General features: G+C 72.5%; 33 protein-coding genes, 1 pseudogene and 1 riboswitch. Of the genes and pseudogenes, 22 read left to right on the forward strand and 12 right to left on the reverse strand.

Translation table 11 applies throughout. The features are described from left to right. The coding region (locus tag Q0L15_RS16390; RefSeq protein ID WP_296605523.1) for a primosome assembly protein PriA at window positions 1-1,550 on the forward strand (1,550 nt) is incomplete at its 5' end. 28 nt (window positions 1,551-1,578) lie between these two features. Here Q0L15_RS16390 and ppk2 read toward each other — a convergent pair. After that, window positions 1,579-2,469, reverse strand: a complete 891-nt coding sequence (ppk2, locus tag Q0L15_RS16395; RefSeq protein WP_296605524.1) for a polyphosphate kinase 2 — start codon at window positions 2,467-2,469, stop codon at window positions 1,579-1,581. 55 nt (window positions 2,470-2,524) lie between these two features. Here ppk2 and def point away from each other — a divergent pair, with 55 nt between their 5' ends. The 4 genes from def to Q0L15_RS16415 are packed head-to-tail and all read left to right on the forward strand — an operon-like array spanning window position 2,525 to window position 5,871. Beyond that, window positions 2,525-3,070, forward strand: a complete 546-nt coding sequence (def, locus tag Q0L15_RS16400) for a peptide deformylase (protein WP_296605525.1) — start codon at window positions 2,525-2,527, stop codon at window positions 3,068-3,070. 11 nt (window positions 3,071-3,081) lie between these two features. Beyond that, window positions 3,082-4,014 carry a methionyl-tRNA formyltransferase gene (gene fmt, locus Q0L15_RS16405; RefSeq protein ID WP_296605526.1) on the forward strand — a complete coding sequence of 311 codons (933 nt, stop codon included), beginning with the start codon at window positions 3,082-3,084 and terminating at the stop codon, window positions 4,012-4,014. 32 nt (window positions 4,015-4,046) lie between these two features. Beyond that, window positions 4,047-4,484 (forward strand): MmcQ/YjbR family DNA-binding protein, encoded by a 438-nt coding sequence (locus Q0L15_RS16410; RefSeq protein WP_296605527.1) that lies wholly within the window; start codon window positions 4,047-4,049, stop codon window positions 4,482-4,484. After that, window positions 4,477-5,871: a transcription antitermination factor NusB gene (locus Q0L15_RS16415; protein WP_296605528.1), complete on the forward strand. Its 1,395-nt coding sequence runs from the start codon at window positions 4,477-4,479 to the stop codon at window positions 5,869-5,871. The genes Q0L15_RS16410 and Q0L15_RS16415 overlap by 8 nt, the downstream gene beginning before the upstream one ends. Window positions 5,872-5,883: 12 nt before the next feature. On the opposite strand, the gene Q0L15_RS16420 is transcribed toward Q0L15_RS16415, so the two are convergent. From Q0L15_RS16420 to Q0L15_RS16430, 3 genes are read right to left on the reverse strand one after another with little or no spacing between them, the layout of a single operon-like run. Next, window positions 5,884-6,471, reverse strand: a complete 588-nt coding sequence (locus Q0L15_RS16420; RefSeq protein WP_296605529.1) for a hypothetical protein — start codon at window positions 6,469-6,471, stop codon at window positions 5,884-5,886. Continuing rightward, on the reverse strand, window positions 6,471-6,986 hold the full coding sequence (locus Q0L15_RS16425) for a SigE family RNA polymerase sigma factor (protein ID WP_366939587.1): 516 nt from the start codon (window positions 6,984-6,986) through the stop codon (window positions 6,471-6,473). Before Q0L15_RS16425 ends, Q0L15_RS16420 begins: the two co-directional genes overlap by 1 nt. Before the next feature lie 50 nt (window positions 6,987-7,036). Continuing rightward, window positions 7,037-7,774, reverse strand: a complete 738-nt coding sequence (locus Q0L15_RS16430; protein WP_296605530.1) for an AAA family ATPase — start codon at window positions 7,772-7,774, stop codon at window positions 7,037-7,039. A gap of 39 nt (window positions 7,775-7,813) precedes the next feature. On the opposite strand from Q0L15_RS16430, the gene ligD reads away from it, so the two are divergent. From ligD to Q0L15_RS16480, 10 genes are all read left to right on the forward strand, one after another. Further along, on the forward strand, window positions 7,814-8,818 hold the full coding sequence (gene ligD / locus Q0L15_RS16435) for a non-homologous end-joining DNA ligase (protein WP_296605531.1): 1,005 nt from the start codon (window positions 7,814-7,816) through the stop codon (window positions 8,816-8,818). Window positions 8,819-8,829: 11 nt separating this feature from the next. Beyond that, a complete protein-coding gene (gene rpe / locus Q0L15_RS16440; protein WP_296605532.1) occupies window positions 8,830-9,492 on the forward strand; it encodes a ribulose-phosphate 3-epimerase in 663 nt (220 codons plus the stop codon). 283 nt (window positions 9,493-9,775) lie between these two features. After that, window positions 9,776-9,921, forward strand: a riboswitch (FMN riboswitch). A 79-nt stretch (window positions 9,922-10,000) separates the two neighbouring features. Next, window positions 10,001-11,032: a bifunctional diaminohydroxyphosphoribosylaminopyrimidine deaminase/5-amino-6-(5-phosphoribosylamino)uracil reductase RibD gene (gene ribD / locus Q0L15_RS16445; protein WP_296605533.1), complete on the forward strand. Its 1,032-nt coding sequence runs from the start codon at window positions 10,001-10,003 to the stop codon at window positions 11,030-11,032. A gap of 1 nt (window position 11,033) precedes the next feature. Continuing rightward, entirely contained in the window at window positions 11,034-11,648 is a 615-nt protein-coding gene (locus Q0L15_RS16450) for a riboflavin synthase (RefSeq protein ID WP_296605534.1), read from the forward strand. Continuing rightward, the gene (gene pnuC / locus Q0L15_RS16455) at window positions 11,648-12,349 is read left to right on the forward strand and encodes a nicotinamide riboside transporter PnuC (protein ID WP_296605535.1); all 702 of its coding nucleotides are present in this window, start codon (window positions 11,648-11,650) and stop codon (window positions 12,347-12,349) included. Before Q0L15_RS16450 ends, pnuC begins: the two co-directional genes overlap by 1 nt. Further along, a complete protein-coding gene (locus tag Q0L15_RS16460) occupies window positions 12,346-13,602 on the forward strand; it encodes a bifunctional 3,4-dihydroxy-2-butanone-4-phosphate synthase/GTP cyclohydrolase II (protein WP_296605536.1) in 1,257 nt (418 codons plus the stop codon). Before pnuC ends, Q0L15_RS16460 begins: the two co-directional genes overlap by 4 nt. A 3-nt stretch (window positions 13,603-13,605) precedes the next feature. Beyond that, window positions 13,606-14,091: a 6,7-dimethyl-8-ribityllumazine synthase gene (gene ribH, locus Q0L15_RS16465; protein WP_296605537.1), complete on the forward strand. Its 486-nt coding sequence runs from the start codon at window positions 13,606-13,608 to the stop codon at window positions 14,089-14,091. A gap of 11 nt (window positions 14,092-14,102) precedes the next feature. Continuing rightward, a complete protein-coding gene (locus Q0L15_RS16470; RefSeq protein ID WP_296605538.1) occupies window positions 14,103-14,366 on the forward strand; it encodes a phosphoribosyl-ATP diphosphatase in 264 nt (87 codons plus the stop codon). A gap of 9 nt (window positions 14,367-14,375) precedes the next feature. Beyond that, window positions 14,376-15,224 (forward strand): ATP phosphoribosyltransferase, encoded by an 849-nt coding sequence (gene hisG / locus Q0L15_RS16475; protein WP_296605539.1) that lies wholly within the window; start codon window positions 14,376-14,378, stop codon window positions 15,222-15,224. Further along, a complete protein-coding gene (locus Q0L15_RS16480; protein WP_296605540.1) occupies window positions 15,208-15,687 on the forward strand; it encodes a PH domain-containing protein in 480 nt (159 codons plus the stop codon). The genes hisG and Q0L15_RS16480 overlap by 17 nt, the downstream gene beginning before the upstream one ends. Here the strand turns inward: Q0L15_RS16480 and Q0L15_RS16485 are convergent. Genes Q0L15_RS16485 through fdxA form a run of 3 tightly spaced genes read right to left on the reverse strand, consistent with a single transcriptional unit; the run spans window position 15,684 to window position 16,812 of the window. Continuing rightward, the gene (locus tag Q0L15_RS16485; protein ID WP_296605541.1) at window positions 15,684-15,818 is read right to left on the reverse strand and encodes a hypothetical protein; all 135 of its coding nucleotides are present in this window, start codon (window positions 15,816-15,818) and stop codon (window positions 15,684-15,686) included. The two genes, Q0L15_RS16480 and Q0L15_RS16485, sit on opposite strands and share 4 nt — an antisense overlap. 8 nt (window positions 15,819-15,826) lie before the next feature. After that, entirely contained in the window at window positions 15,827-16,435 is a 609-nt protein-coding gene (locus Q0L15_RS16490) for a helix-turn-helix domain-containing protein (RefSeq protein ID WP_366939589.1), read from the reverse strand. 32 nt (window positions 16,436-16,467) lie between these two features. Continuing rightward, window positions 16,468-16,812, reverse strand: coding sequence for a ferredoxin (gene fdxA, locus Q0L15_RS16495; RefSeq protein ID WP_296605543.1), 345 nt, complete (start codon window positions 16,810-16,812; stop codon window positions 16,468-16,470). A gap of 58 nt (window positions 16,813-16,870) precedes the next feature. On the opposite strand from fdxA, the gene Q0L15_RS16500 reads away from it, so the two are divergent. Next, window positions 16,871-17,359 (forward strand): hemerythrin domain-containing protein, encoded by a 489-nt coding sequence (locus Q0L15_RS16500; protein ID WP_296605544.1) that lies wholly within the window; start codon window positions 16,871-16,873, stop codon window positions 17,357-17,359. A gap of 30 nt (window positions 17,360-17,389) precedes the next feature. Here Q0L15_RS16500 and Q0L15_RS16505 read toward each other — a convergent pair whose 3' ends face one another. From Q0L15_RS16505 to Q0L15_RS16520, 4 genes are read right to left on the reverse strand one after another with little or no spacing between them, the layout of a single operon-like run. Beyond that, window positions 17,390-18,313: an aldose 1-epimerase family protein gene (locus Q0L15_RS16505; protein ID WP_296605545.1), complete on the reverse strand. Its 924-nt coding sequence runs from the start codon at window positions 18,311-18,313 to the stop codon at window positions 17,390-17,392. Window positions 18,314-18,322: 9 nt separating this feature from the next. Then, window positions 18,323-18,904 carry an AAA family ATPase gene (locus tag Q0L15_RS16510; RefSeq protein WP_296605546.1) on the reverse strand — a complete coding sequence of 194 codons (582 nt, stop codon included), beginning with the start codon at window positions 18,902-18,904 and terminating at the stop codon, window positions 18,323-18,325. Then, window positions 18,904-20,145 carry an amino acid deaminase/aldolase gene (locus Q0L15_RS16515; protein ID WP_296605547.1) on the reverse strand — a complete coding sequence of 414 codons (1,242 nt, stop codon included), beginning with the start codon at window positions 20,143-20,145 and terminating at the stop codon, window positions 18,904-18,906. The genes Q0L15_RS16510 and Q0L15_RS16515 overlap by 1 nt, the downstream gene beginning before the upstream one ends. Next, window positions 20,145-20,585, reverse strand: a complete 441-nt coding sequence (locus Q0L15_RS16520; protein ID WP_296605548.1) for a hypothetical protein — start codon at window positions 20,583-20,585, stop codon at window positions 20,145-20,147. Before Q0L15_RS16520 ends, Q0L15_RS16515 begins: the two co-directional genes overlap by 1 nt. A 97-nt stretch (window positions 20,586-20,682) precedes the next feature. Here Q0L15_RS16520 and Q0L15_RS16525 point away from each other — a divergent pair, with 97 nt between their 5' ends. The 6 genes from Q0L15_RS16525 to Q0L15_RS16550 all read left to right on the forward strand — a co-directional run bounded on the left by Q0L15_RS16525 (window position 20,683) and on the right by Q0L15_RS16550 (window position 24,823). Beyond that, on the forward strand, window positions 20,683-21,213 hold the full coding sequence (locus Q0L15_RS16525) for an SseB family protein (RefSeq protein WP_296605549.1): 531 nt from the start codon (window positions 20,683-20,685) through the stop codon (window positions 21,211-21,213). Window positions 21,214-21,509: 296 nt separating this feature from the next. Then, window positions 21,510-22,211, forward strand: coding sequence for a translation initiation factor IF-3 (infC, locus tag Q0L15_RS16530; RefSeq protein WP_296605550.1), 702 nt, complete (start codon window positions 21,510-21,512; stop codon window positions 22,209-22,211). Between the two features lie 116 nt (window positions 22,212-22,327). Continuing rightward, the gene (rpmI, locus tag Q0L15_RS16535) at window positions 22,328-22,522 is read left to right on the forward strand and encodes a 50S ribosomal protein L35 (protein ID WP_028636711.1); all 195 of its coding nucleotides are present in this window, start codon (window positions 22,328-22,330) and stop codon (window positions 22,520-22,522) included. A 72-nt stretch (window positions 22,523-22,594) separates the two neighbouring features. After that, the gene (gene rplT / locus Q0L15_RS16540; RefSeq protein ID WP_284533751.1) at window positions 22,595-22,981 is read left to right on the forward strand and encodes a 50S ribosomal protein L20; all 387 of its coding nucleotides are present in this window, start codon (window positions 22,595-22,597) and stop codon (window positions 22,979-22,981) included. Between the two features lie 50 nt (window positions 22,982-23,031). Then, complete coding sequence (locus tag Q0L15_RS16545; protein ID WP_296605551.1) at window positions 23,032-23,757, forward strand: RNA methyltransferase; 726 nt, start codon at window positions 23,032-23,034, stop codon at window positions 23,755-23,757. 31 nt (window positions 23,758-23,788) lie between these two features. Beyond that, window positions 23,789-24,823, forward strand: coding sequence for a PAS domain-containing sensor histidine kinase (locus Q0L15_RS16550; protein ID WP_296605552.1), 1,035 nt, complete (start codon window positions 23,789-23,791; stop codon window positions 24,821-24,823). 99 nt (window positions 24,824-24,922) lie between these two features. Here Q0L15_RS16550 and Q0L15_RS16555 read toward each other — a convergent pair. After that, window positions 24,923-25,172 (reverse strand): annotated as a pseudogene (locus Q0L15_RS16555) (TIGR03086 family protein); the annotation flags it as partial.

Consider the following 25,172-nt stretch of genomic DNA (forward strand, 5'->3'; position numbering starts at 1 on the left):
CGTGGGGCGGGCACGACCCGGCGGCGGCCGAGGCTGCCTGGGCCGGGCACGAGCCCGGCGCGGCCTTCCTGCGCCACCTCGCCCAGGGCGGTGCCCCCCGCGCGGTCTGGTGCGCCGCACCCGCCACCGACTGGCCGACGCTGGTCGCGCACGCCGTCGCGGCAACGTACGCCTCGGGTCGCGGGAGCCTCGTCTGCGTCCCCGACCACAAGGACGTGGCGCGCGTCGACGCCGCGCTGAGCGCAGTGCTCGGCGAGGGACAGCACGTCACGCTGACCGCCGACTCCGGTCCGGCCGCGCGCTACCGCGACTTCCTCGCCATCACCCGGGGGGCCCGGCGGATCGTGGTCGGCACGCGCGGGGCGAGCCTCGCGCCGGTCCACGACCTCGGTCTCGTCGTGGTCTGGGACGACGGCGACGACCTGCACGCCGAGCCCCGTGCGCCCTACCCCCACACCCGCGAGACGCTGCTGCTGCGCGCCGAGCGCGAGGGCACCGCCGCGCTGGTGGGCGGATTCGTGCGGACCGTGGAGGGGGAGTACCTCGTGCGCACCGGCTGGGCCGCGGAGCTCGGGCCGACCCGCGAGGAGGTACGCCGCCGCGTGAGCGTGACGATCGCCGGGGACTCCGACCGGCGCGACACCCATGCCCGGGGTGCACGCATCCCCCGCGAGGTCCACCTCGCCGTGCGCGACGGCGTCGCCGAGGGACCCGTCCTCGTCCAGACCCCGCGCCTGGGCTACGTCAACGCGCTGGCCTGCGAGCGCTGTCGCACGCCCGCACGCTGCGCCGCCTGCCAGGGACCGCTGGCGCTCACCGGGCCGACGACCCCTCCGGCGTGCCGCTGGTGCGCCACGGTGGCCGAGGACTGGTCGTGCCGCGAGTGCGGCTACCGTGGGCTCCGCGCGCCGGTGCTGGGCGACGCCCGCACCGCCGAGGAGCTGGGCCGGGCCTTCCCCGGCGTCACGGTGCGCTCGAGCTCCGGTGACACCGTGGTGGCGGCGGTCGGACCCAAGCCCCAGATCGTGGTGTCCACGCCCGGCGCCGAACCGGTGGCGGAGGGCGGCTACGCGGCGGTGGTGCTGCTCGACACCTGGCTGCTGCTCGCACGCATCGACCTGCGCGCCGAGGAGGAGGCGTTGCGCCGCTGGACGAACGCCGCTGCTCTCGTACGCCCCGGCGGCCGGGTCGTCGCCGTGGGCGACGCCGCCCAGCCCGCGCTCCAGGCGCTGGTCCGGTGGGACCCGGCCGGCTTCGCCGCCCGCGAGACCGAGCAGCGCCTCGAGGCGCACCTCCCACCGGCCAGCCGGCTGGCCACCGTCACCGGCGAGCCCGGCGCGATCGACGACGCCCTGACGCTGCTCGACGCCCCGGCCGGGGCCGAGGTGCTCGGACCGGTCGACCTCGGCGACGGCGAGTCCCGAGTGGTGGTGCGGGTGCCTCGCGGGCAGGGGGCCGCGCTCTCGCAGGCGCTCGGTCAGCTCCAACGGGTGCGCTCGAGCCGCAAGCTCGACGCCGTACGCATCCAGGTCGACCCGCCGACGCTGTAGCGGCTGGCTCCGCGGTGTCTCCCGCGAGTCAGTCGCCGACGGCGTCGATGCCGCGACGGACGATCAGCGGGTCGGGCTCGGCGACCACGTGGGAGTCCTTGCCCTCGTAGTCGAAGCGGGACAAGAACGCGCGCATCGCATTGAGCCGGGCGCGCTTCTTGTCGTTGCTCTTCACCGTCAACCAGGGCGCCCACTCGGTGTCCGTGCGGCGGATCATCGCCTCCTTGGCCTCGGTGTAGGCGTCCCACTTGCCCAGCGACTGCAGGTCGATGGGGGAGAGCTTCCACTGCCGCACCGGGTCGACCTGGCGGATGATGAAGCGCGTGCGCTGCTCGGACTGGGTCACCGAGAACCAGAACTTCGTCAGCGAGATCCCGCTGTCGACCAGCATCCGCTCGAACAGCGGCGCCTGGACCATGAACTGCTCGTACTCCGGCTCGGTGGTGAAGCCCATCACCCGCTCGACGCCCGCGCGGTTGTACCAGGACCGGTCGAAGAGCACCATCTCCCCGGCGGTCGGGAAGTACTGCACGTAGCGCTGGAAGTACCACTGGCTCTGCTCACGGTCGCTGGGCTTGGTCAGCGCGACCGTGCGCGCGTAGCGCGGGTTGAGGTGCTCCATGAACCGCTTGATCGTGCCGCCCTTGCCGGCGGCGTCGCGGCCCTCGAAGAGCAGCACGTGCTTGGTGTGCGTGTCCTGCGCCCAGTTCTGGAACTTCAGCAGCTCGACCTGCAGGCGGTACTTGGTCTCGTCGTACTCCTCGCGGGGCATCCGCTCCTCGTAGGGGTAGTTCTCCCGCCAGGTGTCGACCGCCCGGCCCTGGGGGTCGAGCAGGATCGGGTCGTCGTCGTGGTCCTCGCCGATGGTGTGCCCGTCGATGCGGAGGTGATCGATGTACTCGCGCACGTCCTGCAGCATGTTCGCAACCTAGCCTCCCCGGACGGCATGTGAGAGCGATCCCTAGACTGAGCGCGTGGCCATTCAGCCGATCCGTCTCCTCGGGGACCCTGTCCTGCGCAGACCCGCCGTCGAGGTCGTCGACTTCGACAAGGAGCTGCGCCGGCTGGTCGAGGACCTCACCGACACCATGCTCGAGGCCCCCGGCGCGGGCCTGGCCGCCCCGCAGATCGGCGTGGGGCTCCGCGCGTTCACGTGGTACGTCGACGGCGAGGTCGGCCACCTGATCAACCCGCGCCTCGACCTCTCCGCGGAGGTCCAGGACGGCCCCGAGGGGTGCCTGTCGATCCCCGGCCTGAGCATCGACTGCCGGCGTGCGCTGTCCGTGGTCGCCCACGGCTTCAACATGTACGGCGAACCGGTCGTCATCGAGGGATCCGAGCTGCTGGCCCGGGCGATCCAGCACGAGACCGATCACCTCGACGGCGTGCTGTTCATCGACCGCCTCGACCCCGAGGCCCGCAAGGCCGCGATGAAGGCCATCCGCGAGTCCGACTGGTTCGGTCTGGAGCAGCCGCAGGTCAAGGTCTCCCCGCACGCGACCAACGGGCTCGGGTTCTAGGTGGCCACTCGATGAGAGTCGTGTTCGCCGGCACCCCCGAGGTGGCCGTTCCCGTCCTCGACGCCGTGGCCGCCTCGCGGCACGAGCTCGTGGGCGTCGTGACCCGTCCCGACGCGCCGACGGGTCGCGGCCGGCGCCTGGTCGCCAGCCCGGTCGCGCTGCGCGCCGAGGAGCTCGGCGTACCCGTCCTCAAGCCCGAGCACCCGCGCGACCCGGCGTTCCAGGACGAGCTGCGGGCGCTGCGGCCCGAGTGCTGCCCGGTGGTGGCCTACGGCGCGCTGCTGCCGCAGTCCGCGCTGGACATCCCCCCGCACGGGTGGGTGAACCTGCACTTCTCCGCGCTGCCGGCCTGGCGTGGCGCCGCGCCGGTCCAGCACGCGATCTGGGCCGGGGACGAGGTGACCGGAGCCACGACCTTCCGCATCGTCAAGGAGCTCGACGCCGGTCCGACCTACGGCGTCATGACCGAGCGGATCCGGCCCACCGACACCGCCGGCGACCTGCTGGTCCGCCTCGCCGAGGGTGGTGCCGGCCTGCTGGTCGCGACCCTCGACGGCATCGAGGACGGCGTGCTGTTCGAGCACCCCCAGCAGGAGGACGGCGTCTCCTACGCGCCCAAGCTCGAGGTCGACGACGCTCGTGTCGACTGGACCCAGCCGGCGGCCGCGATCGACCGGCAGGTCCGTGCGTGCACCCCTGCTCCCGGCGCTTGGACGACGTTCGCGGGGGAGCGGCTCAAGCTCGGCCCGGTCACGCGTACCGACCAGCGCCTGGAGCCCGGCGTCCTCGAGGTGACCAAGCAGGCCGTGCTCGTCGGCACCGCCACCGAGGCCGTCCGCCTGGGTGACGTCCGCCCCCATGGACGCAAGCAGATGCCGGCCGCGGACTGGGCCCGGGGCGTACGGGTGGACTCCGGCGTCCGAATTGGTGAGGCGTTTCGGTGAAAGCTGAGGCTGGGCTCGCTACGGTCATGACCATGAGCCCCCCGGCGCCCGAGCTCACTGGTCCTGATCCGGACCGTGCCCTGGACCCGGTCGTCGACGAGATCTGCCGCTCGCTGCCCGAGGTCGAGCTGGGTACGTCGTGGGGCGACCGCCCGACGTACAAGGTCCGCGGCAAGGGGTTCGTGCTCTACCGCGCCCCGGGCAGGACCGCGATCGACCCGGCGACCGGGCAGCCGTACGACGACCTGCTGGTGATCACGACGGCCACGGAGGCCGACAAGCAGGCGCTCGTGAGAGACGAGCGGCTGCCGTTCTTCACCATCGACCACTTCCGGGGCTACTCCGCCGTCCTGGTCCAGCAGTCCCGTCTCGGAGAGATCGAGCGCGAGGAGCTGACCGAGATCATCACCGACGCCTGGGCCGCCAAGGCGCCTGCGAGCCTGTCGAAGAAGTTCTTCGCGGATGAGTGACCCCCGCCCGCGGGGGCCGCAGCGCGGCGGCCGGGCCGGCACCCGGCCCTCCGTCGACCCGGCCCGGCTCGCCGCCCTCGAGGTGCTGAAGGCCGTGCGCGTCGACGGCGCCTACACCAACCTGGTGCTGCCCTCCGTGCTCCGCCAGCACGGCCTCACCGGCCGGGACGCGGCGTTCGTCACCGAGCTGGTGTCGGGCACGATCCGCCGCCGCGGCACCTACGACGCGATCCTCGCCGCCTGTGTCGACCGGCCGCTGAGCAAGGTCGAGGCGAAGGTGCTCGACATCCTGCGGCTCGGCACCCACCAGCTGCTCTCGATGCGGGTGCCGACCCACGCCGCCATCAGCACCAGCGTCGACCTGGTGCGCGCCAAGGTCAGCTCGGGAGCCGGTGGCTTCGCCAACGCCGTGCTGCGCCAGGTCGCCCGCCAGGAGCTGGCGGAGTGGATCGGTCGGGTCGCCCCCGACCCGCGGGTGGCGCCGACGCGCTTCGCCTCGATCGCCTACAGCCACCCGCGCTGGATCGTCGACGAGCTGCGCTCGGCCGTCGGTGCCGAGGAGCTCTTCGACCTGCTGGCCGCCGACAACGAGCCGCCCCGCGTGACCCTGGTCGCCCGACCGGGCCGCAGCACCCCGGAGGAGCTGCCCGGCGAGCCGACGCCCTACTCGCCGTACGGCGTGGTCCTCGCGGGGGGCGACCCCGGCGAGATCCCGGCGGTCACCGAGGGACGGGCGGGAGTCCAGGACGAGGGCTCCCAGCTCGTGGCGGCCGCGCTCGCCGCCGCGCCGGTGGAGGGGGCCGACCGTCGCTGGCTGGACCTGTGCGCCGGCCCCGGCGGCAAGGCCGCGCTGCTCGCCGCGCTCGCCGCCCAGCGGGGTGCCTCGCTGGTCGCGGCCGAGCGCCAGGAGCACCGCGCCCGGCTCGTGCAGCGCGCGCTGCGCGGCGCCGACGGCAGCCTGGGCGTCGTCACCTCCGACGGGACGGCGCCGCCGTTCGCACCCGCCGCCTTCGATCGGGTGCTGGTGGACGCTCCCTGCACGGGCCTGGGAGCGCTCCGACGGCGCCCCGAGGCCCGGTGGCGCCGTCGGGCGGACGACCTGCTGAGCCTGGTGCTGCTGCAGCGCCGGCTGCTGTCCTCGGCCCTCGACCTGGTCCGCCCGGGCGGCGTGGTCCTCTACGCGACGTGCTCGCCGGTGATCTCCGAGACCCGCGGGGTGGTGTCGTCGGTGCTTGAGAGTCGAGACGATGCCGAGCTCGCCGACGCCCAGGCGCTGCTGCCGGACATCCCGCGCAGCGAGGGCCCGATGCCCGGCACCGTGCAGCTGTGGCCGCACCGGCACGGCACCGACGCGATGTTCCTGGCCCTGCTGCGGCGTACGGCCTGAGCGGGCTGAGCATCACTCCGCCCAGATGAGGGCCTCACCGACCTCGACGACCTGGGCGTGCGTGGTGTCCGGACCCGCGTTCACCGTGGCGAAGAACTGGCCGTGGACGTCGCTGATGAAGGTCTCCGGTCCGGCCTTCGCGGGGTCCTGGTAGTCCGCCCAGGTCTCGGCCGGACGCCAGACCACCACCACGGAGGCCGCGCCGTGGGTGCAGATGAACTTCTCGTCCAGCGGCTGGTCGCAGCGCCAGTCGGGGGAGTCGACGTACACCGGCGCGTCCTGCAGGGCCCGCAGCGCGCGGGCGTGGGCGCGTTCCGCCCGGGTGCGGGGCGGTTGGTCGACGGGGTGCGAGGCCGGCGCGGTCGGCTGGACGGCGACGTCGGGCTCGCCACCCGATCGGAGGTCTGACCCGCCGAGCATGGCGACACCGATCGCCACCGCGGCGACACCGCTGGCGGTCACCGCGGTCGCGATCGCGTGGCGGCGCCGCCGGATGCGGGTGCCGGAGCGCGTCGCGACTCGGACCAGGTGGTCGAGGTCGGGGTGCTCGTCGCGCACCCGGTCGTGCAGCGCGGTGCCGAACGGCATGGGGTCTTCCATCACATGGTCCTCTCGGTGAGCTCTGCGCCGAGAAGTGGCCGGAGCCGCTGGAGGGCGCGTCGCGATCGGGTCCGTACGCCTGTCTCGGTCATCCCGAGATCGCGTGCGGTGTCGGCGACCGAGCGGTCCTCCCAGTAGCGCAGCACCAGCACCGCCCGGTCGCGGGGCGGCAGGATGGTGAGCGCGGCCAGCAGGTCCAGCCTGGTCTCGGGGTCGTCCTCGGGCGCGGAGCTCTCGCGTCCGAGGGTCGGGTCGGTCGGCAGCTCGCCCGAGCGGCGCAGCCGACGATGGGAGAAGAAGGAGTTGAGCAGGGTCGTGCGTGCGTAGGCGACCGGGTTGTCGGCCCGCGACACCCGGCGCCACGAGGCGTAGACCTTGGCGTACGTCGTCTGGGTCAGGTCCTCGGCCAGGTGGTGGTCGCCGGTCAGCAGCAGCGCCTGGCGGTAGAGCTGCGTGCCGGTGGCGCGCACGAAGTCCCCGAAGTCCTCGCTGTCCTTGCCGGCATCGGTGATCACACCCCTATGACTCCTCGAGCGATGGCTGCGTTGCACCTGCTGCCCGCTCGCTAGTCGAGCACGTGGCGCAGGTAGCGCCCGGGCGCGTCGAGGTAGGCCTTCCAGTGCTGGACGAGCTCGAGCCGGTCCCACGTCGTACGCCGGTAGCCCCAGTCGCCCACCTCGAGGATCGTGGCGCCCGGCATGGCGGCGAGCACGGGCGAATGGGTCGCGCACAGGACCTGGCCGCCCTCCTCGACGATGCGGCCCAGGGTGCCGATCAACCCGAGCTGGGCGGAGAACGACAGCGCCGACTCGGGCTCGTCGAGACAGTAGAAGCCAGGGGAGTCGAACCGGGTGCGGAGCACCTCGAGGAACGACTCGCCGTGGCTCATCTCGTGGAACACCGGTTCGCGTCGGTCCTCGTTCGCACGCGCGGGGTTGTCCTCCAGATAGCTGTAGAAGCCGTGCATCGTCTCCGCGCGGAGGAAGAATCCCCACCGTGCGGCGCCGAGTCCCCGCTGGAGCCGGAGCGTCCGGCCCAGCGGGGACTCCGAGGACCTGGTGGCGTGCCGGCTGCCGGTGGAACCGCCCTCGCGGCCAAGCCCGTAGGCCTCGGCGACAGCCTCGACGATCGTCGACTTGCCGGATCCGTTCTCGCCGACCAGGAACGTGACGAAGGGCGAGAGGTCGAGCCCGTCGCGAACCAGCTGCTGGACCGCCGGGATCGTGATCGGCCACCTCCGCTCGGGCAGCGGCCGGTCGGGGTCGGCCCAGACCCGCACCACGGGTGGCTGGTCGAAGTCCATGCCGGCACCGTACGACGCACCACCCCCTACATTGGCCGCATGCCGTCGAAGCCGCCCTCCGTCGAGATCGAGGTCGACGACCGGGTCGTGCGGATCAGCAACCCCGATCGCGTGTACTTCCCTCCCCGGAATCCAGGGGAGTCGGGAGCCACCAAGCTCGACCTGGTCGAGTACTACCTCGCGGTCGGGCCGGGCATCGTCAACGCACTGTTCGAGCGCCCGTGCATGCTGCACCGCTTCCCCAAGGGGCTGGCCGGTGACAAGGTCCACCAGAAGCGGCTGCCGCAGGGTGCGCCGCCGTGGGTGGAGACCGTCCGGCTGCACTTCCCGCGCTGGAACCGGACTGCCGACGAGCTCTGCGTGACCGAGCTGGGGGCGGTGATCTGGGCGGTGCAGATGTCGACCGTGGAGTTTCACCCCTGGAACAGCCGGCGCGAGGACCCCGAGAAGCCCGACGAGTGGCGCATCGACCTCGACCCGGGCCCGGACTGCTCCTACGACCGCGTGCGGCGGGTCGCTCACGTCGTGCACGAGGTCCTCGACGAGCTCGGCGTCGTCGGCTTCCCCAAGACCAGCGGCAGCAAGGGCTTGCACGTCTACGTCCGCATCAAGCCCGAGCACGGCCACAAGGACGTGCGCCGGGCCGCGCTCGCGTTCGCCCGCGAGGTCGAGCGCCGTGCCCCCGACGAGGTCGACCTGACGTGGTGGCGCAAGGACCGTGACCCGGCGACGGTCTTCGTCGACTACAACCAGAACGCCCGCGACCACACGATCGCGGCGGCGTACTCCGTGCGCGGCCTGCCGGACGCCCGGGTCTCGACGCCGATCCGCTGGGACGAGGTCGACGACGCCGACCCCCACGACTTCACGATCTTCACCGTGCCGGCGCGCTTCGCCGAGCTGGGCGACCTGCACGCCGACATCGACGACGGTGGAGGACGCGGGCCCTACGACATCGCGCCGCTGCTGGAGTGGGCCGAGCGCGACGAGCGCGCCGGGGCCGAGACGCCGGCCGAGCCGGACGACCCGTCGGCGGCCCCCTAGACTGACCGGCCGTGGGCATCCAGATCACGCCGAGCATCCTCAACGCCGACTTCGCACGCCTCGGCGAGGAGGTGGCGCGGATCCCCAGTGCCGACTGGGTGCACGTGGACGTGATGGACAACCACTTCGTCCCCAACCTCACCTTCGGCCCGACGATGATCGAGGCGCTGGCCCGCTCCACCGACGTACCCCTCGATGCGCACCTGATGATCGAGGACGCCGACCGCAACGCCCTGGCGTACGTCGAGGCCGGCTGCGGCTCGGTCACCTTCCACGTCGAGGCGGCCCGGGCGCCGGTCCGACTGGCCCGCGAGATCCGTGCCCACGGCGCGCGGGCGAGCATGGCCCTGCGGCCCGCCACCCCGATCGAGCCCTACGAGGACCTCCTGCCCGAGCTCGACATGGTGCTGATCATGACCGTCGAGCCCGGCTTCGGGGGCCAGAAGTTCCTCGACCTGTGCCTGCCGAAGATCCGCCGGGCCCGCGAGCTCATGGACAAGCACGGCGTCGAGACCTGGCTGCAGGTCGACGGCGGCGTCAGCCTCGACACGATCGAGCGCTGCGTCGAGGCCGGCGCCGACACGTTCGTCGCCGGCTCGGCCGTCTACTCCGCCGACGACCCCGACCGCATGGTCGCCGAGCTGCGCGCCAAGGCCGAGTCCGCAGCCTCCTGACCTGGGCTTTTGCCGTCCGCCGGGGCGGAATCTCTGTCGTTTGGTCACCAACCGCAGTGATTTCGCTGCGGCGGATGTCGTTGGTGACCAAACGGCGATGGTCCATGGCCCGGCGCGGACATGTGTCGTTTGGTCACCAACCGCAAGGATCCCGCCCCGGGGCATGTCGTTGGTGACCAAACGGCAACAGCCCGCAGCCGGAGCGGCGTTCCACCCTGTGGTCCGACTCACGATCGGTGCCGAGCGGTGCTGTGGCAGACTCGTCCACGACGAGCTTTCGAGCTCGCGTGCTCTGGGGTCGGTGTAATTCCGAGCCGGCGGTGACTGGGTTGACGCCCAGAAGTCCGCGACCCGGTCACAGCCAGTGACCGGTTGACCAGGTGAGAGTCCTGGACCGACGGTCAAAGTCCGGATGGGAAGCGCACGCAGGTGTCGTCGGCACGTGTCCTCACGTGCGGAGCGGACCGTCAGCCCCGGAGTCCGTGAGCGGACACGAGGGGCAGACCAGATGACGTTCACCGGTGCCGAGCAGGCGGCGATGCGGCGCGCCCTCGAGCTGGCTGCGACGCCCGGGGTCCCGCTGGGTCCCAACCCGCGGGTCGGTTGCGTGCTCCTCGACGACGAGGGCCGCACGGTCGCCGAGGGCCACCACCGCGGCGCCGGCACGGCCCACGCCGAGGCCGACGCGCTCGCCCGGGCCGGCGATCAGGCCCGCGGCACCACCGCCGTCGTCACGCTCGAGCCGTGCAACCACACCGGTCGCACCGGTCCGTGCGCGCAGGCGCTCGTCGGGGCGGGCGTACGACGGGTGGTCTTCGCCCGGCCCGACCCCAACCCCGAGGCCGCCGGGGGCGCGGCGACGCTGGTCGCGGCCGGCATCGACGTCGGGCACGGGCTCCTGGCCGAGGAGGCAGCGCGGCTCAACAGGTTCTGGACCTTCGGGCTCACCCACGGCCGCCCGTTCGTCACCTGGAAGTTCGCCAGCACGCTCGACGGCCGCAGCGCGGCCGCCGACGGCACCAGCCGGTGGGTCAGCTCGCCCGCCGCGCGGCGCGACACCCACCGGCTGCGGGCGACCTGCGACGTGATGCTCGTCGGCACCAACACGATTGCGGTCGACGACCCGCTGCTGACCGTGCGCGACGACCACGACCGGCCGCGCGAGCACCAGCCGCTGCGCGCGGTGATGGGGGAGCGCGACCTCGACCCCGGGCGCCGGGTCTTCAACGCCGACGCCGATACCGTCCACCTGCGCACCCGCGACCCCGAGGCGGCGCTCGCCGACCTGTTCGATCGCGGCCGCCGACACGTCTTCCTCGAGGGCGGGCCCACGCTGGCCGCGGCGTTCGTCCGCGCGGGGCTCGTGGACGAGATCGTCGCCTATGTCGCGCCGATGCTGCTCGGCGCGGGTCGCGGTGCCGTCGCCGACCTCGGAATCACCACCATCGCGGACGCGTTGCGTCCTCGCGTCACCGACATCACCGTGCTCGAGGGTGAGGAGCCGAACGTGCGGCTCACCCTCGCGCCAGGGAAGGACTGAGATGTTCACCGGAATCGTCGAGGAGCTCGGCACGGTCACTGCCGTCGAGGACCAGGGCGACGCGATCCGCCTCAGCATCCGGGCCGGGACCGTCCTGGAGGACGCCGGCCTCGGAGACTCGATCGCGGTCAACGGCTGCTGCCTGACCGTCGCCGAGCGCGACGGCGACACGTGGACCGCCGACGTGATGCAGGAGACGCTCGACAAGACCAGCCTGTACGGCGTACGCCCCGGTGACCGGGTCAACCTCGAGCGCGCGGTGACCGCCGAGAAGCGGCTCGGCGGCCACATCGTCCAGGGCCACGTCGACGGCGTCGGCACGGTGCTCGCCCGCACGCCCAGCGAGCACTGGGAGGTCGTCGAGATCCAGATGCCTCCCGAGCTGGGTCGCTACCTCGTCGACAAGGGCTCGATCACGGTCGACGGGGTCAGCCTCACGGTCGTCGAGGCGCACGACGACCGGTTCACGGTCAGCCTCATCCCCGAGACCCTGGCCCGCACCACGCTGGGCCGCCGCCAGGTCGGCGAGCGGGTCAACCTCGAGGTCGACATCCTCGCCAAGCACGTCGAGAAGCTGCTCGCCCACCGCGATGCCGAGCAGGAGAGGACGAACTGATGCTGGACTGGCTGCTGAACGGGACCGTCCAGGTCGGCGACGGGTATCTCTCGGTGCGCGAGGTCGTGGGCAACCTCTTCGGCCTCGGGAGCGCGTTGCTCGGGATGAGGCGCCTCGTGTGGGCCTGGCCCGTGGGGTTGATCGGCAACGTGCTGCTGTTCACCGTCTTCGTGAGCGGCGAGCTGAGCAACGCCGTCTCCGAGCCGCTCTGGGGCCAGGCCGGTCGCCAGGTCATGTTCGCGGTCGCCAGCCTCTACGGCTGGTGGCGCTGGGCCCGGCTGCGCCGAGACGGTGGCGCGAGCGACGGCGGGGCGATCACGCCTCGGTGGGCCAGCGGCCCCGAGCGCCTGGCGCTGCTGGCGATGGCGGCGGTCGGCTACGTGCTGGCCTACGCGCTGCTCCAGCAGATCGGGTCCTGGGGCCCGCGCACCGAGGCCTGGATCCTCGCCGGCTCGCTGCTGGCGACCTACGGCATGGCCCGCGGCTGGGTGGAGTTCTGGCTGGTCTGGGTCGCCGTCGACGTCGTCGGGGTCACCACGCTGGTCAACGCCGGCTACTACCCGACAGCCGGCATGTACCTGTTCTACGGCGGCTTCTGCGTGATCGGGTTCGTCACCTGGTGGCGCGCCGAGCGCCGCACCACGACCTCCGGGCCGACCGGCCCCGTCGAGATCACCGCCGAGCAAGGAGTCTCCGCATGAGCGACCAGATCCGCCTCGACAGCGTCGAGCGCGCCGTCGCCGACATCGCCGCCGGCAAGGCCGTCGTGGTCGTCGACGACGAGGACCGCGAGAACGAGGGCGACATCATCTTCGCCGCCAGCAAGGCGACGCCGGAGCTGATGGCGTTCACGATCCGGCACAGCAGTGGCGTCATCTGCGTCCCGATGCCCGCCGCCATGCTCGACCGGCTCGAGATCCCGTTGATGACCCCGCACAACAAGGACAAGCTGCGCACGGCGTACACGATCTCGGTCGACGCCCGCGACGGCGTCACGACCGGCATCTCGGCGGCCGACCGCGCCCACACCGCCCGCGTGCTGGCCGACTCGGCGACCGAGCCGTGGGAGATCACCCGACCCGGCCACGTGTTCCCGCTGCGCTACCGCGAGGGTGGCGTGCTGGCCCGGCGCGGGCACACCGAGGCGGCCGTCGACCTGGCCCGGCTCGCGGGCCTGACCCCGGCGGGCGTCCTCGTGGAGGTCGTCAACGACGACGGCACGATGAAGCGCGCTCCCGAGCTGCGCGCCTTCGCCGACGAGCACGGCCTCGCGATGATCTCGATCGACGACCTGGTCCGCTACCGGCGCCGCCACGAGAACCTGGTGCAGCGGGTCGCCGAGACCCGGCTGCCCACCCGGCACGGCGACTTCACGGCGTACGGCTACCGCATCACCGTCGACGACTCCGAGCACATCGCGCTCGTGCACGGCGACATCAGCGGACCTGAGCCGGTCCTGACCCGCGTGCACTCCGAGTGCCTGACCGGCGACGTGTTCGGCAGCTATCGCTGCGACTGCGGACCGCAGCTCGACGAGGCGCTCGAGCGGATCGTCGCCGAGGGCCGCGGGGTGGTCGTCTACCTGCGTGGTCACGAGGGCCGGGGGATCGGGCTGGTCGCCAAGCTCCAGGCCTACCAGCTGCAGGACGGCGGCCGCGACACCGTCGACGCCAACCTCGACCTCGGACTGCCCGCGGACGCGCGCCACTACGGCACCGCCACCCAGGTGCTGCGCGACCTCGGCGTGGGCAGCGTGCGGCTGCTGACCAACAACCCCGACAAGGTCTCGAACCTCGAGGACTTCGGCGTGCCGGTCGCCGAGCGGGTGCCGCTGACGCCGCACCCCAACGACCACAACCTGGCCTACCTGCTGACCAAGCGCGACCGAATGGGTCACGATCTGCCTCACCTGGCCGATGAGATGCCCGAGACCCTGACCCAGAACGGAGTCTGACCGATGACCGGACACGGTGCCCCCGTCCTCGACACCGTCGACTGCAGCGACCTCAAGGTCGCCGTCGTCGCGGCCAGCTGGCACACCCAGGTGATGGACGGCCTGGTGGCGGGAGCCGAGCGCGCCCTCGCCGACTACCACGTGACGCAGCACACGCTGGTCCGCGTGCCGGGTGCCTTCGAGCTGGCCGTGGTGGCCGACGCGCTGGCCCGGCAGGGCTACGACGCGGTCGTCGCGCTCGGCGTGGTCATCCGCGGCGGGACGCCGCACTTCGACTACGTCTGCCAGGCCGCCACCGAGGGGCTGGTGCGGGTCGCGCTCGACCGGGGCATCCCCGTCGGGTTCGGGGTCCTCACCTGCGACGGCGACCAGCAGGCGCTGGACCGCGCGGGTCTCGAGGGCTCCAAGGAGGACAAGGGCTACGAGGCCACGTCCGCGGCGCTGCTCACCGCCCGGACCCTGAAGGAGCTCGCGACCACCGCCCCGTAGGCTTGCGCGATGTGAAGACGTTCGACGAGCTCTGGACCGAGCTGAGCGAGAAGGCCCGGTCCCGCCCCGAGGGATCCGGCACCGTGCGCGAGCTCGACGCCGGCGTGCATGCCATCGGGAAGAAGCTGGTCGAGGAGGCCGCCGAGTCCTGGATGGCCGCCGAGCACGAGGGCCGCGAGCGCACGGCGGAGGAGATCAGCCAGCTGCTGTACCACGCCCAGGTGCTGATGCTGGCGACCGGCATCGAGCTCGACGACGTCTACGCCCACCTCTGAGGAGCCCCGATGGCCCTGCTCCGCATCGCCGTCCCCAACAAGGGGTCGCTGTCCCTGTCCGCGTCCGAGATCCTGCGTGAGTCCGGCTACCGCCAGCGTGACGACGCCAAGCAGCTGACGCTCACCGACGCCGAGAACGGCGTGGAGTTCTTCTACCTGCGCCCGCGTGACATCGCGCTGTACGTCGGCGAGGGCACCCTCGACGTCGGCATCACCGGCCGCGACCTGCTCAAGGACTCCGGCGCCAAGGCCGAGGAGGTCCGTGGCCTCGGGTTCGGGCGCAGCCGGTTCCGGTTCGCCGGACCGCGGGGTTCGTTCACCGACCTCTCCCAGCTGGCCGGCACCCGGATCGCCACGTCGTACGTCGGGGTGGTGCGCTCGTTCCTCGAGGAGCACGGCATCGACGCGACCGTGGTGCGCCTCGACGGCGCCGTCGAGACCAGCATCCAGCTCGGTGTCGCCGACGTGATCGCCGACGTCGTCGAGACCGGCAGCACGCTGCGCCAAGCCGGGCTGGAGACCTTCGGCGAGACGATCCTCGACTCCGAGGCGGTGCTGATCACCCGCAGCGGCGCCGTGCCCGACGGCTTCGAGATCTTCCGCCGCCGCATCGAGGGCGTCCTGGTCGCCCGGAGCTACGTGATGATGGACTACGACATCCCGACCGACCGGGTCACCGACGCCGTACGTCTCACCCCCGGCATCGAGAGCCCGACGGTCGCTCCGCTCCATCGCGACGGGTGGTCGGCCGTGCGGGCCATGGTCCCGCGCGACGGCGCCCAGCGACTGATGGACGAGCTGTTCGAGATCGGCGCCCGCGGCATCCTGCTCACCGACATCCATGCCTGCCGTCTCTAGCCCCGGCGGGGGTCCGGGCGGCGCGGCCCCGGCGCTGCCGCGCACCTGGCGCCCATTGGGGGTCCGGGTCGCGGGGGTCGTGCTGGGAGCGGGCCTGCTGGCGTGCTTCGCCCTGGCCTGGGTCGGCTTTGACCAGGAGACCCGCGACAAGTTCACGGCCTTCCAGCTCGGCACGCTGGTGTTCTTGGGCCTGCTGGCGTTCTCCGTGTGGTTCGCGCTCGTGCGCTGCCGCGTGGTCGCCGAGCCTGAGCGACTGGTGGTGGTCAACGGCTACCGGCGCCGCGAGCTGGCCTGGGCCCAGGTCGTGGCCGTGCACCTGCCGCGTGGCGCTCCGTGGGTGACGCTCGACCTCGCTGACGGCAGCACGGTCGCGGCCATGGGCATCCAGGGCTCCGACGGCGACCGCGCGCGACGCGCCGTGCGAGAGCTGCGCAGCCTCGTCGAGCAGCGTTCCGCCAGCTAGTCCACGGGGGGCTTGGTCGCGTTGCCGGCCCGCACGGCCAGCCACACGCACCCGCCGATGACGACGACCGTCATGACCAGCGCGGCGATGAACAGGATGAATGCGATGGTCGGATCGGTTCCGGTCGTCATGCTTGCTCCTAGGGATTGAGGATCAGACGCGTCAGGCACAGGTCGGGCTCGACGTACGGCTCGAGCGACTCGACGGCGAGCCCGCCGGTGAGCTGCTCCAGCACACCCCGCATCAGGCCGAGATGGATGGGACACACGACGTCGGTGCCGGCGCGCGAGAGCTCGAGGAACGGGCAGTGCCGCAGGGCGATCTCCGGCCCATCGCCGTCGTCGTGCGGCTCGGGCGCGAAGCCGAGACCGGCGAGCAGAGTGATGAGCGAGTCCATCGCCTCTGTGGCCGTCTCCGGCGTGGGCGGCGAGGCGACCATGCCCGTGCCCCAGGCGTGCCCGAGGCGCTCGGCGCGGTGTCCGGCGTCGGGCTCGTCGGCCAACCCCGCGACCAGGACTCCGGCGAGCAGCTCGTAGTGGCGCGGCCCTGCCGGGTCCATGCCGGGCGTGACGCGGAAGAGCAGCGGAGGGCGACCAGGGCCGGCGTTCGTCGGCGCGACTCGCTCGACGCGCCCCTGCTCGGTGAGCGTGTCGAGATGGAATCGCACCGTGTTGGCGTGGACGCCCAACCGCTGGGCGATCTCGACGATGCTCATCGGCTCCCGCGCGCCGCGGAGGATCGCGAGCACCCGCTCCCGTCCTCCGCTCCCCGTTGCCCGGCTCATGCGGTCTGGGGCGGCAGACCGGCCACCAGGGGAGTGTCGACGCCGAGCGCTCCCAGCTTCGCCGCTCCACCGGGCGCCCCCAGGGGCGCGTCGCGTCCCGGCAGCGGCTGGGAGAAGAACGTCGCGTTGTCGGCGAGGTACGGCGCGAGCTCGGGCGGCAGGTCGTCCTCGTAGTAGATCGCCTCGACGGGGCACACCGGCTCGCAGGCGCCGCAGTCCACGCACTCGTCGGGATGGATGTAGAGGCTGCGAGCGCCCTCGTAGATGCAGTCCACCGGGCACTCGTCGACGCAGGCGCGATCCGTCACGTCGACACAGGGCTGTCCGATCACATAGGTCACGATCGCCAGTTTACACAAGTTGTGATTGTATAAACTGGTCATCGAGGAGAGGACGACCGTGAACGAGGCACCGAGGGACACCACGCTGGCCGCAACGACGCCGATGGAGGCACTCGAGCGCGAGCATCAGGAGGTCGACGCCGGACTCGAGTACTTCGTCGCCCACGGGATCGCCGGGGCCCCGCAGCTCCGGACGGCGCTTGCCGCGCTGCGTCGGCACATCTTCGTCGAGGAGGAGTGCCTGTTCCCGATGCTCCAGGATCCGGCGCTGCGGATGCCGCTGTTCGTGATGCTCACCGAGCACCGCGATCTGTGGCGCACGATGGAGGAGATCGACGCCGCCCTGGACGGTGAGGGATCGAGCGATCGGCTCCAAGCCCTGGGGCGGACGCTGCTCGCGCAGCTGGACCGGCACAACTCCAAGGAGGAGCCGATCATCTACGCTCACGCCGCGACGTCGCTCCCACCCGAGGCGGCGGCGAGCCTGACCGAGACGATCGCGACCATCGAGGTGCCCGCGGGCTGGTCGCCGGCCACGGACGACTGAGCACGACCGGAGCTGCACGACGAGGCGATCTCAGAGCCGGGACCGGATGCCCCACGACGCGGTGAGGGTGTCTCCGGTCTGACCAGCGGGAGCCAGCGTCGCGAGGTCGGTGCCGGTGCGGAAGGCGTCCGGGGGAGCGGTCATCGGCTCCACGGCCAGCGAGCGCCGGGCGGTCCCCGGGACGTCGTCGGCGCTGAAGACCTGCAGCCACCGGTGCCGCCCGTCGACCCACAGCATCACGCCGCGGCCGGTGTCGGGGTCCGTGAGCGTGACGGTGGCGACGCCATCAGCATCACGCTCCAGGTCGGTGAACCCGTCGTCGAACCCGACCGCGCCGATCAGGCGCGCGATGCGGAAGTCGTACGCCGTCCCCGCCACCGGCTCGGTCCCCGCGGGGAGCAACCGGTCGTCGGCGAGCTGGTGGGTCGCGGCCGGCAGGGCCAGCTCCCAGCCGTCGACGGGCCCGAGGCCGACGGTGAGGTAGGGGTGGGCGCCGCTCGCGTAGGGAGCCGGCGTGGCCGCTCGGTTGGTCGCGGACTGGGTGACGCGCAGCCCGTCCGTCGACACCTCGTAGGTGACGCTGAGGTCGAGCGTCCAGGGATAGCCGGGCCGCGCCATCAGCCGATGGGTCAGGGTCACGGACTGCGCGCGGTGGTCCTCGACGGTCCAGGAGGCCCACCGCACCAGCCCGTGCAGGGCGTTGTGGTGCTCGGGCTCGTCGATCGGCACCTGGTGGACCTCACCGCCGAGCTCGAAGCGACCGTCGCCGATCCGGTTCGGCCAGGGGGCCAGCAGCTGTCCGCGGGCGCCCGGTGCGATCTCGTCCGCGGCGAAGCCGTCGAGCAGGGCCACGCCGTCGTGCTCCAGGGCCCGCAACGTCGCGCCGCACTGCGCGATCACGGCCCGGTAGCCGCTGCCCCCGATCTCGTACTGGTCACCACTCGGAGGCAGCATGGCGTCACCCTAGGGCCGAGTGCCGGGCCGGCCGGATGCGGGTGTCGCGCCATCGCTCGTGTCGACGAGGAGGTCGGCGCGCACGCGCGTCCGCTCCCGGGCGAACAGCGCCTGCTCGTCGACCTGCCAGCGCTCCCAGTGTGGGCGCGCCGCCTCCCCGTCGCGGGCCAGGCCGCGCTCCAGCCGAACGCTCGTCGGAGCCTCGACCCAGGCGAGCGCCGTCACGAGGTGGGCGACCCGCGCGACCCCGCTGCCCACGCCCTCGACCACCAGCAGGTCGCCAGGGGTGACCGTCACCGACTCGGCGTAGTGCCCGGCGAGCCAGTCGTAGCGCCGGTAGCTCCCCGTCGCTCCTCGGGCCAGCGGCGCGAGCAGCCCGGCGAGCTGCTCGGCGACCCGCGGGAGCCCGTCCCACCCGTCGTACAGGTCGTCCATGTGCACCACCGTGGTGCCGGGCGCGAGCGAGGCGACCGCGTCCGCCAGCGTGGTCTTGCCCGAGCCTGCGGGCCCGTCGATGCAGACCAGCCGCCCGGCGCCGAGTGTGGGAGGCCGCGACCGCGCCAGGTCGAGCAGCCGGCCCGCCGTGTCCACTAGAACGCCTGGCCGCACCCGCGGTAGGTCGGCACGGTGTCGACGAGGCGGCGTCCGGCGAGCAGGTGGACGGTCGGGGTGTGCTCGAAGGGCTCCCCGGACTTGCCGTGCCGGAACCACACGAGGTCGCCGATCCGCAGGTCGTCTGCGGGCGCGCCCGCGAGCGGGGTCTGCACCTCGCCCGCGCCCTCGAGCGGGGTCAGCTCCAGCCCGGCCGGCGCCCAGGGCGTCGGGAGCCGGTCGGGTCCGATCGGTCCCGACGCCACCAGGCCGCCGCCGTGCACCGTGGCGAACCCGGGCGCCGGCTTGCGGGTGACCGGCAGCCCGAAGAACGCGGCCGGGACCGGTCGGAACGACCGGTAGTGGTCGAAGAGCCGCGGCACCAGCAGGCCGGAGCCGGCGGCGACCTCGGTGACGACCGGGTCGGCCGCCGAAGCCTCGATGGACCCGGATCCGCCCGCGTTCCAGAACTCCAGGTCGGCGAGGTCGCGCAGCGCCTCGGCGATCGCCCCCCGTCGTACGCCGAGCTGGTTCAGTGACATCGCCTTGACGCGGCGCACCACGGCCGAGCGGGCCCGGGCCGTCGGGACCGAGTCCTGGAGCCCGGCGACCTGGCCCTCGTAGGTCATCGCCCCCACCAGTCGGAGGCCGTCGCGCGCCACGATCTCGCGGCCCAGCGCGATCACGGCTTCGGCGTCGTGCAGGGGAGAACGCTTCGGGCCGACGTGCCGACCGGCCACCTTCAGGCCGGCGTCGACGTCGAGCGCCACCCGGACCGGCACGGTGGGGGAGGAGCGGACCGAGTCGACGAGGTCGAGGTGCGCGACGTCGTCGACCATGAGCGTGATCGCGCCGGCCGCCGAGGGCGACGCGACCAGCTCGGCCAACGCGCCGCGGTCGACAGTGGGGTAGGCGACCACGATGTCGTCGCAGAGCCCCTGGGCGTGCAGCCACAGAGCCTCGCGGAGGGTGTAGGCGAGGACGCCCTGGAACCCGTCGTGCGCGAGCGCTCGGGAGATGAGCGCCGGCACCCGGATCGACTTCGACGCCAGCCGGACGGGCTTGCCGCCGGCGCGTCGCACCAGGTCGTCGGCGTTGGCGTCGAAGGCGTCGAGGTCGACGACGAACACCGGTGTGGCGGGAGGGGCGCCGAGGCCCGCGACGGCCTCATCGAGGCGGGACCAGAGCAGGTTGCGCTCGGCGCTGCTCGCGGGCAGGCCCGCGGGCGTGGGCCGGCCCATCAGTTGATGCCGCGCTTGCGCAGGAGCGCCTCGATCTCCGCCATGTCGTCATCTGCCGCCATGGCCGGGGCACCACCCCGCGTCGTGCGCTGCGGCTCGGCGAGCGCCGCGGGGTCCCCGGACTTCGGCCGGCGGCCGCCCAGCTGGCGGGCGCGCAGGGCGCCCGAGACGACGAACAGGACGCCGGACACTCCGGCGACGATGATGCCCGCCCACGTGGTCGGGTTGAGAGCGAGGTTGGCCGCCCAGTCGCCGATCGCGTCCACGATGCGCGTGAACATCCGCAGCGTCTTGGTGAGGTACGCCGCCAGCGGCAGCAGCGTGAAGGCCAAGGCGCGCAGTCCCGAGGTGAGACCTCGGCGCTGGAAGGAGAGCCAGGTCCAGATGCCGCCGAGCACGGTCAGGCTCAGCGTCAGTGCCGCCCACGAAGCATCGTCCACGCGGTCAAGCGTCCCACACGAGCGGTCATCGGGCGCCACCGTCGCCCGCCGTCGGCGCGGATTGGCGGCCGCCTCGGAAGGCGACGAGAATGCCGGTGTGAGCGAGCACCGGACGACGATCCCCGACCCGGGGTTCGCCGGCGACGACGGCACCGCGGACCCGGAGCTGGTCGCGGCGCTCGACGCCTGGTCGACGGCCACGAGGAGCTTTGCCGGTGTGCTCGCGGCGCTGCAGCGTGCGCGACTGCTGGTGCCGGTGGTGGCCGTCCTCGGCGAGGTCGAGTACGACGACGCCGGCCTCGCCCACGACAAGACCAGCGACATGGCGACCGTGCTCCTCCAGGGCGCCGACGGCCGGCTCGCCCTGCTCGCGTTCACCGGCACGGCCTCGCTCGCTGCGTGGAACCCCGACGGTCGGCCGGTCCCCGTGACGGCGGCGGTCGCCGCGCAGGCCGCTCTCCAGGACGGGGCGGCCGCGCTGGTGGTCGACATCGCCGGCCCGACGCGCTTCGTGGTCGAGGGAGAGGACCTCGAGGGTCTCGCTCGCGGATGGGCGCTGGCACGCGTGGGTGGCGGCACCGCCTGGATTCGGCCCGACGGGGAATCGTCGGCTACGATTCAGCGTTGACCGATCAGTTCCACCGCGCGAGCGGCGGGACCGATCACGCAAGCGGAGGCTCGCACGATCGCCTCCCACCCGCATCGACCGCCCCAGCAATGGGTCAGCAGCACAGGTCGTCGGGTCCGGTCACCGAGGGCCGAGGCCTCGCAGCGTACGCCGTACGCCTGGGAGACGCGGTCATCGGAGGCGCACCCTCCCGTGGGGGGCGTCGGACTGGCTTCCGCTTGCAGACAAGCGGAAGCCTTTGTTGATTTCGCGCCGCCCCTCTCGGGGGCGTCGAGCGACAGAGACCTCCGGCCACATTGCCATCAGGAGGACACATCAGCACCGAGCTGCGAATCAACGATCGGATCCGGGTTCCCGAGGTCCGGCTCGTTGGACCCAATGGGGAGACGGTGGGCATCGTGCCCACGGATCAGGCCCTGAAGCTTGCGCAGGAGGCGGACCTCGACCTCGTCGAGATCGCCCCGCAGGGGAAGCCGCCCGTCTGCAAGCTCATGGACTACGGCAAGTTCAAGTACGAGAACGCCCAGAAGGCTCGTGAGGCGCGTCGGAACCAGACGAACGTGATCATCAAGGAGATGAAGCTTCGTCCCAAGATCGACGCCCACGACTACGAGACCAAGAAGGGCCACGTCGTGCGCTTCCTGCGCGCCGGGGACAAGGTCAAGATCACGATCATGTTCCGCGGCCGCGAGCAGCACCGGCCCGAGCTGGGCTTCCGCCTGCTGCAGCGCCTCGCCGAGGACGTCAGCGAGCTGGGCTTCGTGGAGTCCTCGCCCAAGCAGGACGGCCGCAACATGATCATGGTGCTCGGCCCGCACAAGAAGAAGGCCGACGCCAAGGTCGACATGAAGGCCGAGAAGGAGTCGCGGGCCGCCGAGCGTGCTGCCCACGAGGCGGAGGAGCGCGCCGAGCGCGACGCCGCCCACGCCGCCGGGCCGGTCGCCCAGAAGAAGGAGCGCGGACGCTCCGAGAACCTCGATCCCGAGATCGAGGCCTGAGACACCCTCGGGCAGTGCCCGGCCCCGGCCGGGCCTGCCCAGACCACTAGGCGGAGCCGTGGTGGTCGAGGTCGACGAAGAGACCACGCCCAGCAGGACGAGAAGAGAGAGCAGAGATGCCGAAGAACAAGACGCACTCCGGTGCCAGCAAGCGCTTCCGGGTGACCGGGTCCGGCAAGATCCTTCGCGAGAAGGCCGGCAAGCGCCACAACCTCGAGAAGAAGCCGTCGAAGGTCACCCGTCGGATGACCGGCACGGTCGAGGTCGCCAAGGCCGACGTCCCGCGCGCGAAGAAGATGCTCGGTCTCTGACCAGCCCCCACCCTCGGGTGGTCGAGCTCGTCGAGACCCCCGCACCGAACCTGAGCAACAAGGAGTAAACACGTGGCACGCGTCAAGCGGGCAGTCAACGCCCAGAAGAAGCGCCGGGTCGTCCTGGAGCGCGCCAGCGGTTACCGCGGTCAGCGCTCGCGGCTCTACCGCAAGGCCAAGGAGCAGGTCACCCACTCGCTGGTCTACAGCTACAACGACCGCCGCAAGAACAAGGGCAACTTCCGCAAGCTGTGGATCCAGCGGATCAACGCGGCGGCTCGCGCCCAGGGCATGACCTACAACCGGTTCATCCAGGGCCTGAACCTGGCCGGTGTCGAGGTCGACCGCAAGATCCTCGCCGAGCTGGCCGTCAACGACGTCGCCGCGTTCAACGCGCTCGTCGAGACCGCTCGGGCCGCGCTGCCCGAGGACGTCAACGCTCCCAAGGTCTCGGCCTGAGCGTCGTCGAGCTGTCGGCGGGCAACGCCCGCATCAAGCAGCTGCGACGGTTGAGCCGCCGCTCGGAGCGATCCGAGCGGCGGCTCTTCCTCGCCGAGGGCCGCAACGCCGTCGAGGCGGCCCTCGACGCCGGGGTCGTGGTGGAGGTCTTCGCCCGTCCCTCCCGCGACCACCTGATGCCGGAGCTCCCCGACGACATCGCAGTGACCTGGGTCGACGAGCGCGCTCTCAAGGCGCTCAGCGACGCGGTCACCCCGGCCGGGGTGGTCGCCCTGTGCCGCTTCGTCGACGTCCCGCTCGACGAGGCGCTCGTCGGGGGCTACGTCGCGCTGTGCGCGCACGTGAGCGACCCCGGCAACGCCGGCACGGTCATCCGCTGCGCCGACGCGGCCGGAGCCGGCGGTGTCGTCCTCGCCGGCCAGTCCGTGGACCTCTACAACGCCAAGACGATCCGAGCCAGCGCCGGGAGCGCCTTCCACCTGCCGGTCGCCATCGGCGTGGACGCCGTGGACGCCGTCGCCGCCGCTCGCGCGGCCGGCTTCCAGATCCTCTCGACCGAGGCGGACGGCGACCTCGACCTCTTCGACGCCGACGACGTCCTCGCCCGCCCGACCGCCTGGCTGTTCGGCAACGAGGCGCACGGCCTCTCCCGTGACCTGGCCGGCCTGGCCGACCACCGCGTCCGCATCCCCATCCACGGGCGTGCCGAGAGCCTCAACCTCTCCACCGCCGCCGCGCTCTGCCTCTACGCCTCGGCCCGCGCGCAGCGGCGCTAGGCCGCGCCCGTCCGTGGCTAAGGTGGCGGACGTGACCCAGCCCGAGCTCGATGCCCTAGCCGACGGCGCGGTCCTGGCCGGTCCCGACGGCGTCGTGACGGCCCTGAACACGACCGCCGCCCGGTTTCTCGGCCTCGAGCGCGAGGCGCAGGTGGGCCGGCCACTCGGGGAGGTGCTGGCGCTGCGCGACCACGACGGTCGCGCCTGGTGCGCGGTCAACCGGCCCTACGACGGCCTGGCGACCCGCACCGGCGTCCCCGAGCAGTCCTGGCTGCTGCCCGACGGCACCGAGGTCCTCGTCGTCGCCCGGATCGAGCGACCGCGACTCGACCAGCCCGTGGCGCGGGTCGCAGTGAGCATCCGGTCGGGCCGCGGCCGGGCCCGGCTCGACCGGGAACGGTCCGACCTCGTCGCGACCGTCGCCCACGAGCTGCGCTCGCCGCTCACCGGCGTCAAGGGTTTCGTGCAGGCGCTGCTCAACCGCTGGGACAAGCTCAGCGACGACCAGAAGAAGCTGATGCTCACCACCGTCAGCGCCGACTCCGACCGGCTCAGCCGCCTGATCGCGGAGCTGCTCGACGTGGCGCGCATCGACACTGGTCGGCTGCAGCTCTACCCGCGCCCCTCCGACCCCGCGCTGCTGGCGCGGCGGGTCGTCGACTCCGTCGGGGCGTCGACCAGCCGGCCGCTGGTGCTCGAGACGCCCGCCACCGTGCCCGAGATCGTGGTCGACCCCGACAAGTACACCCAGGTCGTGACCAACCTCGTCGAGAACGCCGTCCGCCACGGCGAAGGGACGGTCCGCCTGGTGGTGGAGCCGTTGACCGATGCCCCCGACTCCGGTGTGCGCCTGGTGGTGGAGGACGAGGGCGACGGCATCGCGCCCGAGCTGCGCCGCCGGGTGTTCACGAAGTTCTGGCGGGCCGGGGCCACCGGCGGATCCGGCCTGGGCCTCTACCTCGTGCACGGGCTGGTCGAGGCCCACGGCGGCACCGTGACGATCGGCGAGGCCGAGACCGGCGGCGCGCGGATCACCGTCGTCCTTCCGGGCGCGTCCCCCTCCTGACCCTCAGTCGGCGCCGAGTCGGCGTGAACTGACCCGCAACCTGCGCCGAGTCGGCGTGAACTGAGCCCCAGACTGCGCCGAGTCGGCGCGAACTGACCCTCAGATCGTGGGCGTCCAGTGCGGGTCGCGGCCGTACCACCCGAGCAGCCGGTCGTAGGCCGGGGCGTCCTCGGACACCGGCACCACGGCCGCGAACGGCATCGCGTCGCGCGGCTCGGCCGGCAGGAACGATCGGATCGGGCCCAGGCAGGCGGCCGCGAGCTCCTGGTCGAGGAGCGAGGTGCGCTCGAGCGCCGCGGCGAGGTCCCAGCCGTGGGCGGCGAGCTCGCCGGCGTACACCCCGAGCGCC

This window comes from Nocardioides sp. (assembly GCF_024509035.1).
Lineage (GTDB): Bacteria > Actinomycetota > Actinomycetes > Propionibacteriales > Nocardioidaceae > Nocardioides.